Source organism: Streptomyces sp. NPDC101110, assembly GCF_044759525.1.
GTDB lineage: Bacteria > Actinomycetota > Actinomycetes > Streptomycetales > Streptomycetaceae > Streptomyces.
The window spans coordinates 241,073-256,562 of the sequence record NZ_JBIVZM010000003.1; the positions used below are offsets into that span (position 1 = coordinate 241,073).

Here is a 15,490-nt window from a genome sequence, read left to right on the forward strand (position 1 = left end):
AGGTCACCTGTGTCCCAGCACATAGCCAAGCCCCGTACCACCGCAGTGATCCTGGCCGGTGGCACCGGTCAGCGCGTGGGTCTGTCGATCCCCAAGCAGCTGCTGAAGATCGCCGGCAAGGCAGTCATCGAGCACACGCTGACCACCTTCGAGAACACCGACTCGATCGACGACATCATCGTGCTGATGGCGCCGGGTTACGTGCCCGACATCGAGAAGATCGTCGCCAAGGCCGGATTCAAGAAGGTCTCGAAGGTCATCGAGGGCGGCTCCACGCGGAACGAGACCACCGAGCGCGCCATCGCCGCGCTGGGCGAGGGCCTGGCCGAGGGCGAGGACGCCAACGTCCTCTTCCACGACGCCGTGCGCCCCCTGCTGTCGCAGCGCGTCATCGAGGACTGCGTCACCGCGCTGGAGCGCTACCAGGCCGTCGACGTGGCCATCCCGTCCGCGGACACCATCATCGTCACGCGCACGCACGGCGAGGACGGCGAGTTCATCACCGAGATCCCGGACCGCTCCCGGCTGCGCCGCGGCCAGACGCCGCAGGCCTTCAAGCTGTCCACGATCAAGCGGGCCTACGAGGTCGCCGCCGGCGACCCCAACTTCCAGGCCACCGACGACTGCTCCGTCGTGCTCAAGTACCTGCCGGACGTGCCGATCCACGTCGTCGCCGGTGACGAGTACAACATGAAGGTCACCCAGCCCGTCGACGTCTTCATCGCCGACAAGCTGTTCCAGCTGGCCTCCACGGCCGCGCCCGAGCAGGTCTCCGAGGAGGCCTACCGCGAGCTGCTGACCGGCAAGACCATGGTCGTCTTCGGCGGCAGCTACGGCATCGGCAAGGACATCGCCGAGCTCGCCGAGTCCTACGGCGCCAAGGTCTACGCCCTCGGCCGCTCCACCACCGGCACCCACGTGGAGAACCCGGAGGAGGTCGACGACGCCCTGTCCAAGGCGTACGCCGAGACCGGTCGCATCGACTACGTGGTCAACACCGCAGGCGTGCTGCGCATAGGGAAGCTCGCCGAGACCGACAACGCCACCATCGAGGAGGCGCTGAAGGTCAACTACCTGGCCCCGGTCCAGATCGCCCGGTCGTCGTACAAGTACCTGTCCGAGACCAAGGGCCAGTTGCTGCTCTACACCTCCAGCAGCTACACCCGCGGCCGCGCCGAGTACAGCCTGTACTCCTCCACCAAGGCCGCCATGGTGAACCTCACCCAGGCGCTGTCCGACGAGTGGGCGGGCGAGGGCGTCCGCGTCAACTGCATCAACCCCGAGCGCACCGCCACCCCCATGCGCACCAAGGCTTTCGGCCAGGAGCCCTCGGGTTCCCTGCTGTCCTCCGAGGCCGTGGCCCGCACCTCCCTCGACGTGCTGCTCTCCGAGCTCACCGGCCACGTCATCGACGTCCGCCAGCAGGACCCGACGGCCGGCGCGGCCCGGGCCTCCGGCTTCGAGCAGGCACTGGCCACGGTGCTGGACCGGCAGGACGGCGTGTAATAATTGGCGCCAAATAGACTTCGGTAATTCAGGCCTCTGCGCCCTCCTGTTCACGGCATTTGCCGTCGACCGGAGTGTTCGCAGGGGCCTGAATCCATACCGTCCCGCGAATATTCACAGACCAGCCGCATTCTCGAACCAAGACCGGCACACCCCTCCCAAGAGCAGGTTTCTCCGTGATATCCACCGCTATTCGCGTCGCCCGGGTGGGCAGCGCGGCCCAGCTGGCCGCGGCGGTCCTCATGGTGGCGGGCTTCCCCGCCCTCATGCTGGCCGCGCTCGTCCCGAGCGTTCCCGCCTTCGCGGCAGCGGCCGCCGTGACGTACCTGGCGGACCACTATCTGCACCGCAAGGGCAGTTACCTGATCAACCGCCTCGGAAAGGTGCGGGCCGGCCTGCCGATCCGCTTCCTGATACGGCAGCTGCTGCTCGTCCTGCTGCTGGCCCGGCTGTCTCTGGCGGACAACCTGATCTACTACGGGGCGATCGCCTGCTTCATCGCCTTCTACGGTCTTCAGGCCCCGCACGGCGCGCTGGTCCAGCTGATCCGCAACCGCCGCCGCATGCCGGTCGCCACCCGCAACGTCGACCTGGCCTCCCGCATCCGCATCCCGGACGCCCCGCCGCGCAAGCTGCTGCACCGCTCCGCCGAGAAGATGCTGCACCTCGACCTCGCGGCGGTCGTCGGCATCCTGATCGCCGCGCAGGTGAAGTCGTCCCTGGTCGGCTTCATCGGCATCGGCATCACGGTGGCCGTGGCCATCCTCTACGTCCTGGCGCTCGTGCCGTACGTGCGCGGCCGGAAGATCCCGCCGAAGGCGGAGACGGTCCTGGCGGCCGTCGACGACTGGCTGGGCGAGTACAAGCCGGAGACGGTGCTCTACTTCTCCGGGTCCAAGGACTCCGCGTACCAGGTCAACATGTGGCTGGACACCATGGAGAAGCTGGACTCCAAGCCGCTGATCATCCTGCGTGAGCGGGCCATCCTGAACAACCTGGCGCCCACCACGGTCCCCGTCATCTGCGTGCCCGGAGGGGTGCACCTGATGAACATGGACCTGTCCACGGTGCGCGTCGCGCTCTACGCGGCCAACGTCGGCAAGAACATCCACATGCTGCGCGTGCCCACCATCAAGCACGTCTTCATCGGCCACGGCGACAGCGACAAGCTCGCCAGCGTCAACCCGTACAGCAAGGTCTACGACGAGGTGTGGACGGCCGGGCGTGCGGGCCGCGACCGCTACGCCATCGCCGACGTCGGCGTCCGCGACGACGACATCGTCGAGGTCGGCCGCCCTCAGCTCGCCCCGATCCAGACCTGGCAGGGTGTGCCCGAGGGCCGCATCCCCACGGTGCTGTACGCCCCCACCTGGGAGGGCTGGGACGGCAACCCGGGCAACACGTCGGTCGTGCTGGCCGGCGAGAACATCGTGCAGCAGCTCGTGCAGGCCGACCCGCCGGTCCGCGTCCTGTACAAGCCGCACCCCTTCACCGGCAACGTCAGCAAGGAGGCCGGCGCCGCGCACCGGCGGATCACCGCCCTGGTGCAGAAGGCCGCCGCCGAGCGGGCCATCGACACCCGGTTCGTCGCCGACACCGCCGCGCAGGCCCAGGCCAAGGCCGAGCTGAGCCGCATCGAGGCCCGGCTGGCGCAGCTGTCCGGCTCCGGCGGCGACCGCGGCGACGAGGCCGTGGCCACCCGTGACGGGCTGGTCGACGTCGCCCGGCACGAGGAGGTCGCCCGGCTGCGCGCCGAGTGGAACGAGGCCTACTGGCGTTCCTTCCCGTCCTGGGAGCACCGCGTCATCACCGGCGCCGAGCCGCGGCTGTACGACTGCTTCAACGTCTCCGACGCGATGGTCTCCGACATCTCCAGCGTGGTCTCCGACTTCATCGCCAGCGGAAAGCCGTACGCGGTCACGGACTCCGCCGGAGTGGGTGTCGAGGAGTTCAAGCGGAACAACACGGCGGTGCGCGCCGCGGTGATCCTGTCCAACAGCGCCGACGAGCTGGGCGAGCTGCTCGGCGCGGTCCGCGCCCCGGACGCCGACCCGCTGGCCGAGGACCGCAAGGAGCTCAAGCAGTACCTGCTGGGCCCGGACGAGCCGACCTCGCTGGAGCAGTTCAACACCGCTGTGGCGAACCTCGCGCTCAAGGCCGAGACCCGCAACGTCGGCCAGCAGTCACGGGACGCGGCCGCCCTCGCGGAGACCGAGGCCGAGCTTGCGAACGCCGTGCCGGGGCAGCGGATGCCCGCCGCCGGTGACACGGACGAGGTCGGCACGGCCTGAACTGCCGCCGCTGACTGAAGAGTTCGGCCCCGAGGGTGCTCCTCGGGGCCGAACTCTTTTTCCTTCCCACGGCATGTCCGATCACTGTGTGACGTGTCCCACTAACACCCGTGTGCGAGGCAACCGCTTGCCTCGATCACCCGTCTTTCAAGTAGCGAATGAGGCGATACGGGGGGAATATCCCATTGACTAGGGGGAAACGTGACCGTGACGCAGCCTGATGTGAGTGTGATCATCGGTGCGTACGAAGCGATGCCGTATCTGATCGAGTGCCTCTCGTCCGTCGAGGCACAGACCATCGATCCGAAGCGCGTCGAGGTCATCGCGGTGGACGACGGTTCGACGGACGGGACGGGGGAGTACCTGCTGGAGTTCGCCGAGCGGGCTCCCATGCACGTGCTCGTGATCCGGCAGGAGAACTCCGGGGGCCCCAGCGGTCCCCGCAACGTGGGCCTGGGGAAGGCCACCGGGCGCTACGTGTTCTTCCTCGACGCCGACGACCGGCTGGGCCCCGAGGCTCTGGAGCGGATGGTCGCCATGGCCGACCGCGCCGGCACGGACGTGGTGCTCGGCAAGGTCGAGGGCGTCAACCGCTCGGCGCCCAAGTCCATGTGGGGCAGGACGGTGGAGCGGACGGACGTCTTCTCCTCCAACATCAAGTTCACCCTCAGCGCGCAGAAGCTGTTCCGCCGCGCGCTGCTCGACCGGCACGGCATGCGTTTCGACGAGTCGCTGTTCACCGGCGAGGACGCGCTGTTCACCATGGAGGCCTACCTGCGGGCGGACGGCGTCTCCGTGGTCGCCGACCACACCTGCTACTACCTGGTCGGCCGCGACGACGGCAAGCATGTGACGAAGAGCGGCAGTTACACGCTGCGTTTCGACTCCGCCCGGGCCCTCATGGAGCTCATCGCCGAGCTCGTCCCCGCGGGCGGCCGGCGCGACCAGCTGATGGTCCGGCCCTTCCTCGTCACGCTGCTGCCGCAGTTCGGGCCCAAGTACCTGACGGACAGCGAGGAGATCCGCCGGCACAAGTTCGAGCTCGCCAAGCCGCTGATGGACACCCACTGGACCGAGGGCGTCGCCCAGCGCCTCAAGGTCCACGAGCGGCTGCGGCTGCACCTGGTCGCCGAGCAGCGTCCCGAACTGCTGCCGGACGTCGTGCAGTTCGTCAAGAGCAAGAAGCAGGCGGCGGCCCTCCTGGAGAGGAAGGGCCGCCGTGTGTACCTGGCCTACCCGCATTTCCGGGACCGCGCCGCCGGTGTCCCCGACTCCGTCTACCTCGCCGAGCCCCGGGAGGCCCGTGCCTTCCCGGGGTACCGCGAGGGCGGTGTCGACACGTTCATGCGGCGCGCCGTGCGCAAGGCCCGACGCGTGCTGACGTCCCGGGAGATACGCCACGCGGCGTGACCGGCACGGGGATGTCCGGCGCCGCTCAGCGCTGTGCGGCGGGGACCTCGGCCCCGGTGCGCTGACCGGGCACCGCGGCCAGCCGCTCCGCCACCCGCGCCCGGTGGTCCCGGGCCTCCCCGCACAGGGCCCGGACGGCCTCGTTGAAGCGCTCCTGCGACGACGGCTCGGCCGGGCCCAGCAGACGCAGCTTCAGCTCGGCACGCGCCTCGGCCAGTTCGTCGTGCTCCGGGTGCCGGACGGTCTCCAGCAGGTCCGGCACCCCGGCGGCGTCCGGCGTCAGCACCGTAGCCGCCGCCACCGTCGGGAAAGCCGTGCGGAAGGCGTCCTCGGGCAGCCCGCTGGTGTTGGCCACCGCGTACGGCTTCTCACTCGCCAGGAAGTCGCTGATCACGCTCGACACATCGCTGATCAGCAGGTCGGCGACGTTGAAGCAGGAGTACAGCGTGGGCCGGGCGTCCGTGATGATCTGGTGCTCGCCCGCCGGCAGCGAGGCCCAGTACGCCTCGTTCCACGCGGCCGCCGCCCGTGCCACCGACTCCGCGCGGCCCGGCTCCGGCGCCGACTGCACCAGCATCCGTTCCACGGTGTCGGCCCCGGACCGGAAGACCGAGGTGGTGAGCCGGTCCAGTTCGGCGGTGCGGCGGGCGAGTTCCGTACCGTCCGAGGGGCGCTCGCCCACCCGCTCCCGGTTGGCGGCCCGGATCAGCTCCCGGATCCGCAGGTCGGCCGCGCCCGCACGCGGATCCACCGACCCCGTCAGCGGATGCGGCTTGTACAGCAGCCGCACGCCCGGGTCCGCGAGCAGCGCCCGCACCAGGTTCTCCCCGGCCGCGATCACCGACGTGTTGCCGGGGTTGCCGTCCCAGCCTTCCCAGGTCGGCGCGTACAGCACGGTCGTCCAGGGCCCGGCCGGCGGACCCGCGTAGGGCAGCACACCGTCCAGCTGCGGGCGGCCCGTCTCCACCACGTCCTTGTCCTCGACCCCGACCTCGGCCAGGGCGTAGCGCTCGCGCGCGGCGGGCCCGGCCACCCAGACCTCGTCGTACGCCTTCGCGTAGGGGTTGCACGAGGACAGCTTGTCGCTCTCGCCGTGGTTGACGAAGGTGTGCTTGATCGTGGGGATGCGCAGCACCTGGGAGGTCTTGCCGGAGTTCGACGGGTGGATGAGGACCTGGAGCGTGGAGTGTTCCAGGCGCATCAGCGTCGACACCTTCGGCAGGCACACGATCGGGATGTCCGTCGCCGCGATCTTCTGCACCATGAACCGCTCGCGCAGGATGATGATGGGCCTGCCCTCCAGACCGGCCAGCGGCTCCAGCCACATGTTCGCCTGGTAGGCCGAGGAGGCACCACCGGAGAAGTACAGGCCGGCGGTGGGCCGGTACTCGGCCAGCCACGCGTCGAACCACTCGAGCACCTCCTGCTCGTCCGCCGGGCGACGGCCGGGCAGCAGCCGGAGCAGCAGGACGCCGAGGCCGGTCAGTCCGAGGGCGAGGGAGAGCGCGATGCCCGCCGCCGCGTACACGGGACGGTCGCCCGGGGTGCTGGCGAGCAGCCCGGCCGTCGCCGGCAGGCCGAACACCAGCAGCCGGTGACCGGGCCGGCGCAGCAGCCCCCACGGGGCCGGGGACAGCCGCAGCGCGGAGGCGTCGATGTTCCGGGTGAGCACCGGCAGGGTGCGGGTGCGGCGCACCAGCACGGAGACCGCCTGGATCGCGCTGTGCAGCACGTAGCACAGGAGCAGCCCGGCCACCAGCGGGGCGTACACCGTCTCCCGGTCCTGCTCGCCCAGCCGCAGCAGGGCCACGACCAGCAGCAGGTCCCGTACGACCTGCCGCACGGTGATGTCCGCGTGCGACTTGGCGAAGAGCGAGAGCACCCCGCGCTGCCACTTGTACAGGACGCCCTCGGTGGCCAGGGAGACGGTCGTGGCGGCGATCAGCAGCGGGACGTCGGGCAGCAGCGCCGCGACCGCCTGTGCGGCGAACGCGGCGGCCAGGACGACGGTGACCAGCCCCTTGAAGAGGGCCTGCGGGCGGGGGAGAGGTACGGGCACTGCGGTCACTCCAGGAGCGTCGGGTCGGCGCAGGTCGGCCGTCCGGGTTAACGCGTGGCGGCGTCCCGACGACACGCGCGTGGCGTCGGGGTGTGGGGCGGGGGCCGAAAGGCGTGTCGTCGGACGGTAGCGGATGATCCTGTTCCTGTCGTGGGGTGGGCCCGGAAGGGGCGGAAGGTCGGTTTCCGGCCGCAGCAGAGGCCGAGCGATGAGGGGCGTGGATGATCGGTTCCCCGCCATGGGGTCGAGGGGGCACGGAGGGGTGTGCCTGCCGGCCCAGGCGGTGCCGAGGCGACGGAGGGACGGCCGGCTGCGCTCCCGTGACGCGGACGGCACCGTCCGTAGCGTGGACCGGCGCCGCACCCCGTGCCGGCGTCCCGTAGATTTCCTGGTGAGCGACCGAATCGACGTGAGGGGACGGACGGCGACGTGGCAGGGGCAAGGCAGGCCGTGGGCGAGGCCCGCAGGATCGTCGTCAAGGTCGGGTCCTCCTCGCTGACCACCGCCTCGGGCGGCCTGGACGCGGACCGCGTGGACGCGCTGGTCGACGTGCTCGCCAAGGTCCGCAGCGGCGGGGAACGGGAGATCGTCCTGGTCTCCTCGGGCGCCATCGCCGCCGGTCTCGCCCCGCTCGGCCTGCGCCGCCGCCCCAAGGACCTCGCCCGGCAGCAGGCCGCCGCCAGCGTCGGCCAGGGCCTGCTGGTCGCCCGCTACACCGCCTCCTTCGCCCGCTACGGCGTCCGCGTGGGGCAGGTCCTGCTGACCTCCGACGACATGAGCCGCCGCTCGCACCACCGCAACGCCTCGCGCACGCTCGACAAGCTGCTCGCGATGGGCGCCTTCCCGATCGTCAACGAGAACGACACCGTCGCCACGGACGAGATCCGCTTCGGCGACAACGACCGCCTCGCCGCACTGGTCGCCCACCTCGTCCGCGCCGACCTGCTGGTCCTGCTGTCCGACGTGGACGGCGTCTACGACGGGGACCCTGCCAGGCCCGGCACCTCCCGCATCGGCGAGGTGCGCGACCCCTCCGACCTCGCCGAGGTCGAGATCGGCAGCGCGGGCAAGGCGGGCGTCGGCACCGGCGGCATGGTCACCAAGGTCGAGGCCGCCCGGATCGCGGCCGCCGCCGGCATCCCCGTCGTCCTCACCAGCGCCGTCCACGCCGCCGACGCCCTGACCGGCCAGGACACCGGCACCTTGTTCCACCCCACCGGCAAGCGCTCCGCCGACCGGCTGCTGTGGCTCCAGCACGCCTCCACACCGCAGGGTGCGCTGACCCTGGACGACGGCGCCGTGCGGGCCGTCGTGGACCGCCGCAAGTCGCTGCTGCCGGCGGGGATCGCAGCGGTCGAGGGCGAGTTCAGCGCCGGCGACCCGGTGGAGTTGAGGGACGGGGCGGGGCACGCGGTCGCCCGCGGGCTCGTCAATTTCGACGCCAAGGAGATTCCCCGGCTGATCGGCCGCTCCACCCGGGAACTGGCCCGCGATCTGGGGCCCGCGTACGAACGCGAGGTCGTACACAGGGACGACCTGGTGGTCCTGCACCCGTAATGTGTCGAAACGTCCGCCCCCGGTGGTGGACGTTCCGCAAAAGCGCCACACGATCCCGTGCGGCCTGCTCAACTTTGTCTCGGGGAACTGTTCCGCAGCAGCGCCACTGTGCAAAGGAGGCCGTCGTGAGACGAGTGCGCCCTGGGACTCAGGCGTCCCGCGGTGGTGCCGGCTCCCGCGCGGCCGGTGAGGAGCGCGCCCTGACCAGCGTGGCGGCCGGGGACCGGTTCGAGGGCGAGGATCCCGTGGAGAGCCCGCGCCTGTGGCACGTCACGCTCAGCGTCTCCGGCAAGGAGGCCCCGCTCCCCGAGGTCCGGCGCGCCCTGGAACAGCTCGCCCACGACCACCCCTTCTTCCTGACCAGCCGCTACGCCGTCGACCACGCGGAGATCCGCTACTGGGAGGAGGCCCGCGACCTGCACGACGCGGCCGCCGTCGCCCTGCGCCTGTGGGGCGAGCACCGTCAGACCGCCGGGCTGCCGCCCTGGGAGATCGTCGGCCTGGAGGTCATCGACCGCGCGACCTATCACCAGCGCGTCGCCGAGGGGTACGGCCCGCCGCCGGCGTCCCCGGTGGGCGTTCATCCGTTTTGACCCGTTCCACGAAGTGTCTCGCGCTGTGGAACGAACGATGAACCGAGCCGCCCGGCGCACTACCCTTCCCTCATGACCACGCTCTCTCCGTACGACTCCATGTCCCCGGTCACCGAGGCCGCCTACCGGGCCAAGGCCGCCGCCGCGGTCCTCGCGCCGCTGCCCCGGGCCGAGAAGGACGACGCGCTGCTCGCCATCGCGGACGCGCTGGAGGTCCGTGCGAGCGAGATCTTCGAAGCCAACGCCAAGGACGTCGCCAAGGCCCGTGAGGCCGGCACCAGCGAGGGCATGATCGACCGGCTCACGCTCACCCCCGAGCGGATCCGCGCCATCGCCTCGGACGTGCGCGACGTGGCCGCGCTGCCCGACCCGGTCGGCGAGGTCGTCCGCGGCTCCACGCTGCCCAACGGCATCGACCTGCGCCAGGTCCGGGTGCCGCTCGGCGTGGTCGGGATCATCTACGAGGGCCGGCCGAACGTCACCGTCGACGCCGCCGCCCTCTGCCTGAAGTCCGGCAACGCGGTCCTGCTGCGCGGCTCCTCCTCGGCGTACCAGTCGAACACCGCCCTCGTGCGCGTCCTGCGTGACGCCGTCGGCGGGGCTGGGCTGCCCGCCGACGCCGTCCAGCTCGTCCCCGGTGAGAGCCGCGACAGCGTGCGCGAGCTGATGCGCGCCCGCGGCCTGGTCGACGTGCTCATTCCGCGCGGCGGCGCCTCCCTGATCAACGCGGTCGTCCAGGAGTCCGTCGTCCCCGTCATCGAGACCGGCACCGGCAACTGCCACGTCTACGTCGACGCCCGGGCCGACCTCGACATGGCCGTCGAGATCCTGATCAACTCCAAGGCCCAGCGGGTCGGCGTCTGCAACGCCGCCGAGACCCTCCTGGTCCACCAGGACATCGCCGCGGAGTTCCTGCCCCGCGCCCTGGACGCCCTCGCGGAGGCCGGGGTCACCGTGCACGCCGACGAGCGCGTGCAGGCCTACGCCAAGGACTCCAAGGCCACCGTCGTCGAGGCGACCGCCGAGGACTGGGAGACCGAGTACCTGTCGTACGACATCGCCGCCGCGGTCGTGGACTCGCTGGACAAGGCCGTCGAGCACATCCGGCTGTGGACCTCCGGCCACACCGAGGCCATCGTGACGACCTCCCAGCAGGCCGCCCGCCGCTTCACCCAGCTGGTCGACTCCACCACCGTCGCCGTGAACGCCTCCACCCGCTTCACCGACGGCGGCCAGTTCGGCTTCGGCGCCGAGATCGGCATCTCCACGCAGAAGCTGCACTCCCGCGGGCCCATGGGGCTGCCGGAGCTGACCAGCACGAAGTACATCGTCACCGGCGACGGGCACGTACGGCGCTGAGCCGGGTCCGCGCGGAGCACGGAGTATGCGCGAGGGCGCAGGCCGCTGCGAGGTCACCCGAATGGCGCAGTCGCGCGCGGGAGGAGTGATCGGTGGGGCGTGCGCCGTCCGGCGCCCCGTGGAAGCCGTCTCGACCAGCGGATGAATTTCCATACCGTCTGCCCAAATTGACCCCCCAGGTCTACTCTGGATCCGTGCCGGAGGACGTGGGGGGCACGCCGTCTCCGGACGGCCGGGAGCCCGACGACGACCAGGACCGCGGGGTGTCGGACGAAGAGTTCGCCTCCGTGGTCTTCGACGAGGCCTTCGTACGCGCGGCCGTGGTGCACGAGCCGAGCGCGGTGGAGCGCCTGCTGGCCGCGGCACAGGCGAGAGCGGAGGCCTCCGAGGCCGAGGCGCGCCGCGCCCACACCTCAGGCGAGCGCTACGACGAGGGGTACGGCCCGGACCGGCGGGGTGTCCACGGCCCCGATCCCGGCCTCGACGAGCTGGACGACCCCGACCTCTTCGAGGACCACTACGGCGCCGGGCCGTACTCCAAACAGGTCCGCTGGCACCGCCCCGTCGCCTGGCTGCTGGCCCTGGTGATGGGCATCGGCATGGTCGCCCTCGCCTTCACTGCGGTCTACCGGGGCGCCTCCGGCAACCGCGAGGAGCCCGCGCCGCCGCCCGCCTCGACCGGGCTGGAACAGGGCAGCGGAGCCGCGCCCTCGGCCTCCGCCGAGTACTCCCCGCCGGCCGTCTCGGTGATCCCCCACGGCCCCTGACCGGAACCCGCCCATCTTGGTGAGAACCTGTCAGAACTTGTGGAGCAGCCGGGCGTTTACCCGAGCTTCCGGCGACCTACCCTGAAGATATGGGCGGGCCTGGAAACCCACCTGAGGGGAGTCCAGAGGGCGCCCCCGGTGGTGGAGAGGACGAGTACCGATCCGTCGTCTTCGACGAGTCGTTCGTCCGTGCTGCCCGCCTCCAGGAGTTCTCCGCGCAGGAGCGCATCGCGGACCACGCCCCCGCAGTGCGACGCAGGCCCCCGCTGCGCCGGGGTCTGTCCCGGCAGGCCCTGGTCCTCGTCCTGCTGATCGCCATCGCCTTCGGCACCGCGATCTACATGGGTGTGCGGCACCCCTACCAGACCCCCGCCGCCCGGGAGCCCGCCGAGCCCCTGCGGATGACCGTCATCCCCCTCGCCCCCGAGGGCAAGGTGCCCGGCAAGGGCGACCCGGCGTACCTGTACGAGCACAGCCCCGCCGCGCAGTTCCGCACCGGCGCGGAGGGGGTGCCGCTGCCGGCCTCGCGGCGCACCGCGCACTTCTCGGACAGCCAGGTCGTGACCGCCCTGACGACCGCCAAGGACTACATCGTCCGCTCGGCCCTCGACCCCGAGGTCCTCACGGGCGGTGAGGTCCGCGCCGTCCGGGTGCTGCTCGACCCCGACCAATTGGACCAGTTCGACCAGAGCTTCGCCCGCCCCACCGCCGACGGACGCCACGCGCCCACCGGCTGGCTGGTGCGCTTCGACCCGTCCCGCGCCGAGCTGGCCGACCGGAAGGTCCGCGTCCAGGGCACGCTGCAGGCCGCCGAGGCCGACGCGTCGACGCTGGAGGTCACTGCCGATCACACGTTCGTGTACGCGCTGCGGGCGGCCGGGGCCGGGGCCAAGGACGACGTGTCCCTCTTCACCCTCCGGCGTGAGCTGCACTTCCGCTTCGACCGCGACGACCTGCGGCTGCACCAGACCCAGCTCCTGGTCTCCTACGTCCAGGCCGGCCCGCTGTCCTGCGCCGAGGACTCCACGAACCATCTCCGGCCCCTCCTGGCAGGGCAGACGGCCAAGGAGGGCGGCCCCGCCGGCACCGACCCCTACGCCACGGGCGGCGCGACGGCCCTGTGCGGCTCCCTGGCGACGAGCGCGCAGCCGAAGGTGTAGAGAGGTCCCAGCCGGGCCGGGGAAGCCTCCAGCCGGGCCGGGGAAGCGTCCAGCCACGCCGGGGAAGCCCCCAGTCGGTCCGGGCAAGCCTCCAGCCGGGACGGGAGGACACTGGCCCGGGCCGCCGGGCCGGAAGGGCACGGGGCGGCGGGCCGTGCGCCCCCCGGGCGGACGTGTGGCGCCTAGCGCTCGTCTCGCGGCGGCTGGTCGCCCCTCGAGGAGTCCGACGGGCCCGAGGAGTCCGACGGGCCCGACGGGCCCGACGGGTCCGTCCCAGGCCCCTGAGGCGGCTTCGGGGGCGCGGCCGTGAAGCCGCCGAAGCCGCGGCGGACCCGGTCACCCAGGTCGCCGGCGCCGCCCGCGAGGTCCGTGACCAGCTTCATCAGCGGGTCCTTGGAGTTCTTCACGTGGGACGTGTAGTGGTTCGCCGAATCCCGCCAGGAGTCGCGGACCGAGGTGTCCTTGTCCTCGTCACGCCGCGCGTAGTGGCCGTCCATGATCCGCTGGAAATCCCGCGACTCGGCCCACTTCTTCAGCTCGGCCGCCCGCACCGTGGTGAAGGGGTGGGTGCGGGGCAGCACGTTCAGGATCTTCAGCACGGAGTCGCGCAGATCGCCCCCGGCCTCGTACTCCTCGGCCTGGGCGAGGAACGCGTCCACGTTCATCTCGTGCAGGTGGTTGCCGCCGGCGATCTTCATCAGACCCCGCATCGAGGCCCGCAGGTCCTGCCCGACCAGCAGCCCCGCGCGGTCCGCCGACAGCTCCGACTTGCGGAACCACTCCCGCAGCCCGGTCACGATCGCCATGATCGCGAGATTGCCCAGCGGGATCCACGCCACCCGGACGGCGAGGCTCGTCAGGAACAGCAGGATCGTCCGGTAGACGGAGTGCCCGGACAGCGCGTGCCCCACTTCGTGCCCGACGACCGCGCGCATCTCCTCCTCGTCGAGCAGTTCGACGAGGCCGGTCGTGACGACGATGATCGGCTCGTCCAGGCCGATGCACATCGCGTTGGGCTGCGGATCCTGGTTCACGTACATCGGGGGGACCTTCTCCAGGTCCAGGATGTAGCAGGCGTCCCGCAGCATCACGTTCAGATGGGCGAACTGCTGGTCCGAGACGCGCACCGAGTCGGACAGGAACAGCAGCCGCAGACTGCGCTCGGGCAGCAGGCCGCTGAGCGCCTTGAACACCGTGTCGAACCCGCTCAGCTTGCGCAGTGCCACCAGGGCGGAACGGTCGGCCGGGTGCTCGTACGTCCGCGAGGAGATCCCGGGGAAGCGCCTGCGCTGCCTGCTCGGCACACGCTCGTGCCCCTGCTGCTCGTGGCCGTCGGACATGTCTTCCCCCATGCGTCTGGTATGACCTTTGCGGCCCTTTGTGCGGCCCTTTGCTTCCCCGAGGCAGAGCCCAGCCTAGGCGGAGTTACGGTGGTCGGGCAGTACAGCGAAGGAGACCACCACCATGGAGCACCACCCCCTGTCCGCCTGGCTCGCCGGGGCCGCGAACGCCGCCGGGGGGCAGGGGCCGGGTTTGCTGCGGATCGTGCTGATCGTGATGGTCCTGGGCTGTGCGCTGACCGCCTGGTTCCTGCTGCGTGGCTACAGACGGAAGGACGACTGACGCCGCACGAAGGTTCCCCGCCGGGCCCCGGGGCCGGGCCAGGCGCGGCACGCGGGAGCGCCCGCGGCACGAACAGGCGGAGTCGGGGTGATCGCGCGAGGGGCGCCCGCTTACGATGAGCCGACGTCTTTAACCCGCCCACACGCGATAGGTCCTGCCGAAGATGAGCTTCCACAGCACCGCTGCCCAGTTGGTCACCCTCGCCGCCGAGGGCGAGGAGCACGGCGGAAACCACGAGAGCCTCAGCCCCTACCTCACCGGCGGCGGCGCGCTCTTCATCCTGCTGCTCCTGCTGTGGATCACCACCCGCTTCAACCGCGACCGCTGACCCGCGGGGCGTCCCGCCGGGGACGCCCAGGGGACCACGGGGGCGGCCGGAGCCCTCAGGCAGGGCCGGTAGGGTCTGCACGCATGGGAGAGCAGGACATGCCTACCGGTCCGGCGGACGAGACGCCGCACGACCCGGCACAGGAGACGGCGAGCGGCCCCGAGCGGTACTCGGAGCCCCGCCGTGCCTCCGCGGTGGCCCCCCGAGCCGGCGGCCCGGGACGGAGTCCTTCGCGTCCGGGCAAGCGCCGACTCGGCGTCATGGGCGGCACCTTCGACCCGATCCACCACGGGCACCTGGTGGCGGCCAGTGAGGTCGCCGCGGCGTTCCACCTCGACGAGGTGGTCTTCGTGCCGACCGGTCAGCCCTGGCAGAAGAGCCACCGCAGCGTCTCCCCGGCCGAGGACCGCTATCTGATGACGGTCATCGCGACCGCCGAGAACCCGCAGTTCTCGGTGAGCCGCATCGACATCGACCGCGGCGGCCCCACCTACACCGTGGACACCCTGCGCGACCTGCGCGCGCTGAACCTCGACACGGACCTGTTCTTCATCACCGGCGCCGACGCGCTCGCCCAGATCCTCACCTGGCGGGACAACGAGGAACTGTTCTCCCTGGCACACTTCATCGGGGCCACCCGGCCGGGTCACCACCTGGACGACTCCGGGCTCCCGGAGGGCGGTGTCTCGCTGGTGGAGGTCCCCGCCCTGGCCATCTCCTCCACCGACTGCCGCGCGAGAGTCGCCAAGGGCGACCCCATCTGGTACCTGGTGCCGGACGGCGTCGTGCGCTATATCGACAAGCGCGAGCTGTACCGCGGCGAGTGAGCCGAGAGGG

The 15,490-nt window shown here is 71.3% G+C and carries 13 protein-coding genes; 11 read left to right on the plus strand and 2 right to left on the minus strand.

The features are described from left to right. The first annotated feature begins 9 nt into the window (after positions 1-9). From ACIQU3_RS07330 to ACIQU3_RS07340, 3 genes are all read left to right on the plus strand, one after another. Positions 10-1,506, plus strand: a complete 1,497-nt coding sequence (locus ACIQU3_RS07330; RefSeq protein WP_403725934.1) for a D-ribitol-5-phosphate cytidylyltransferase — start codon at positions 10-12, stop codon at positions 1,504-1,506. Between the two features lie 176 nt (positions 1,507-1,682). Next, positions 1,683-3,797 carry a hypothetical protein gene (locus tag ACIQU3_RS07335; protein WP_403725931.1) on the plus strand — a complete coding sequence of 705 codons (2,115 nt, stop codon included), beginning with the start codon at positions 1,683-1,685 and terminating at the stop codon, positions 3,795-3,797. A gap of 201 nt (positions 3,798-3,998) precedes the next feature. Beyond that, positions 3,999-5,207 (plus strand): glycosyltransferase family 2 protein, encoded by a 1,209-nt coding sequence (locus tag ACIQU3_RS07340; RefSeq protein ID WP_403725928.1) that lies wholly within the window; start codon positions 3,999-4,001, stop codon positions 5,205-5,207. 25 nt (positions 5,208-5,232) lie between these two features. Here the strand turns inward: ACIQU3_RS07340 and ACIQU3_RS07345 are convergent, their stop codons facing one another. Then, positions 5,233-7,266, minus strand: a complete 2,034-nt coding sequence (locus ACIQU3_RS07345; protein ID WP_403725925.1) for a hypothetical protein — start codon at positions 7,264-7,266, stop codon at positions 5,233-5,235. Between the two features lie 450 nt (positions 7,267-7,716). Between ACIQU3_RS07345 and proB the strand changes: the two genes are divergently transcribed. From proB to ACIQU3_RS07370, 5 genes are all read left to right on the plus strand, one after another. Beyond that, positions 7,717-8,823 carry a glutamate 5-kinase gene (proB, locus tag ACIQU3_RS07350; RefSeq protein ID WP_403727176.1) on the plus strand — a complete coding sequence of 369 codons (1,107 nt, stop codon included), beginning with the start codon at positions 7,717-7,719 and terminating at the stop codon, positions 8,821-8,823. Between the two features lie 125 nt (positions 8,824-8,948). Next, positions 8,949-9,416 (plus strand): hypothetical protein, encoded by a 468-nt coding sequence (locus ACIQU3_RS07355; RefSeq protein ID WP_403725922.1) that lies wholly within the window; start codon positions 8,949-8,951, stop codon positions 9,414-9,416. A gap of 72 nt (positions 9,417-9,488) precedes the next feature. After that, positions 9,489-10,775, plus strand: a complete 1,287-nt coding sequence (locus ACIQU3_RS07360; protein WP_403923781.1) for a glutamate-5-semialdehyde dehydrogenase — start codon at positions 9,489-9,491, stop codon at positions 10,773-10,775. Between the two features lie 167 nt (positions 10,776-10,942). Then, positions 10,943-11,542, plus strand: a complete 600-nt coding sequence (locus tag ACIQU3_RS07365) for a hypothetical protein (RefSeq protein WP_403725916.1) — start codon at positions 10,943-10,945, stop codon at positions 11,540-11,542. An 89-nt stretch (positions 11,543-11,631) separates the two neighbouring features. After that, a complete protein-coding gene (locus tag ACIQU3_RS07370; RefSeq protein WP_403923784.1) occupies positions 11,632-12,702 on the plus strand; it encodes a hypothetical protein in 1,071 nt (356 codons plus the stop codon). Positions 12,703-12,884: 182 nt separating this feature from the next. Here the strand turns inward: ACIQU3_RS07370 and ACIQU3_RS07375 are convergent, their stop codons facing one another. After that, positions 12,885-14,042: a M48 family metallopeptidase gene (locus tag ACIQU3_RS07375; protein ID WP_403727173.1), complete on the minus strand. Its 1,158-nt coding sequence runs from the start codon at positions 14,040-14,042 to the stop codon at positions 12,885-12,887. Between the two features lie 124 nt (positions 14,043-14,166). Here ACIQU3_RS07375 and ACIQU3_RS07380 point away from each other — a divergent pair, with 124 nt between their 5' ends. The 3 genes from ACIQU3_RS07380 (at position 14,167) to nadD (ending at position 15,480) form a co-directional block, all read left to right on the plus strand. Continuing rightward, positions 14,167-14,325, plus strand: a complete 159-nt coding sequence (locus tag ACIQU3_RS07380; protein WP_403725912.1) for a hypothetical protein — start codon at positions 14,167-14,169, stop codon at positions 14,323-14,325. A 163-nt stretch (positions 14,326-14,488) separates the two neighbouring features. Next, entirely contained in the window at positions 14,489-14,653 is a 165-nt protein-coding gene (locus tag ACIQU3_RS07385; RefSeq protein ID WP_003990192.1) for a hypothetical protein, read from the plus strand. An 83-nt stretch (positions 14,654-14,736) separates the two neighbouring features. Next, entirely contained in the window at positions 14,737-15,480 is a 744-nt protein-coding gene (nadD, locus tag ACIQU3_RS07390; RefSeq protein ID WP_403725907.1) for a nicotinate-nucleotide adenylyltransferase, read from the plus strand. Positions 15,481-15,490: the final 10 nt, after the last annotated feature.

Excerpts from the sequence above, each read along its gene's own strand:
- ACIQU3_RS07375 (WP_403727173.1), bottom strand. The coding sequence starts at position 14,042 with ATGTCCGACGGCCACGAGCAGCAGGGGCACGAGCGTGTGCCGAGCAGG.
- ACIQU3_RS07380 (WP_403725912.1), top strand. The coding sequence starts at position 14,167 with ATGGAGCACCACCCCCTGTCCGCCTGGCTCGCCGGGGCCGCGAACGCC.
- ACIQU3_RS07385 (WP_003990192.1), top strand. The coding sequence starts at position 14,489 with ATGAGCTTCCACAGCACCGCTGCCCAGTTGGTCACCCTCGCCGCCGAG.
- nadD (WP_403725907.1), top strand. The coding sequence starts at position 14,737 with ATGGGAGAGCAGGACATGCCTACCGGTCCGGCGGACGAGACGCCGCAC.
- ACIQU3_RS07360 (WP_403923781.1), top strand. The coding sequence starts at position 9,489 with ATGACCACGCTCTCTCCGTACGACTCCATGTCCCCGGTCACCGAGGCC.
- ACIQU3_RS07370 (WP_403923784.1), top strand. The coding sequence starts at position 11,632 with ATGGGCGGGCCTGGAAACCCACCTGAGGGGAGTCCAGAGGGCGCCCCC.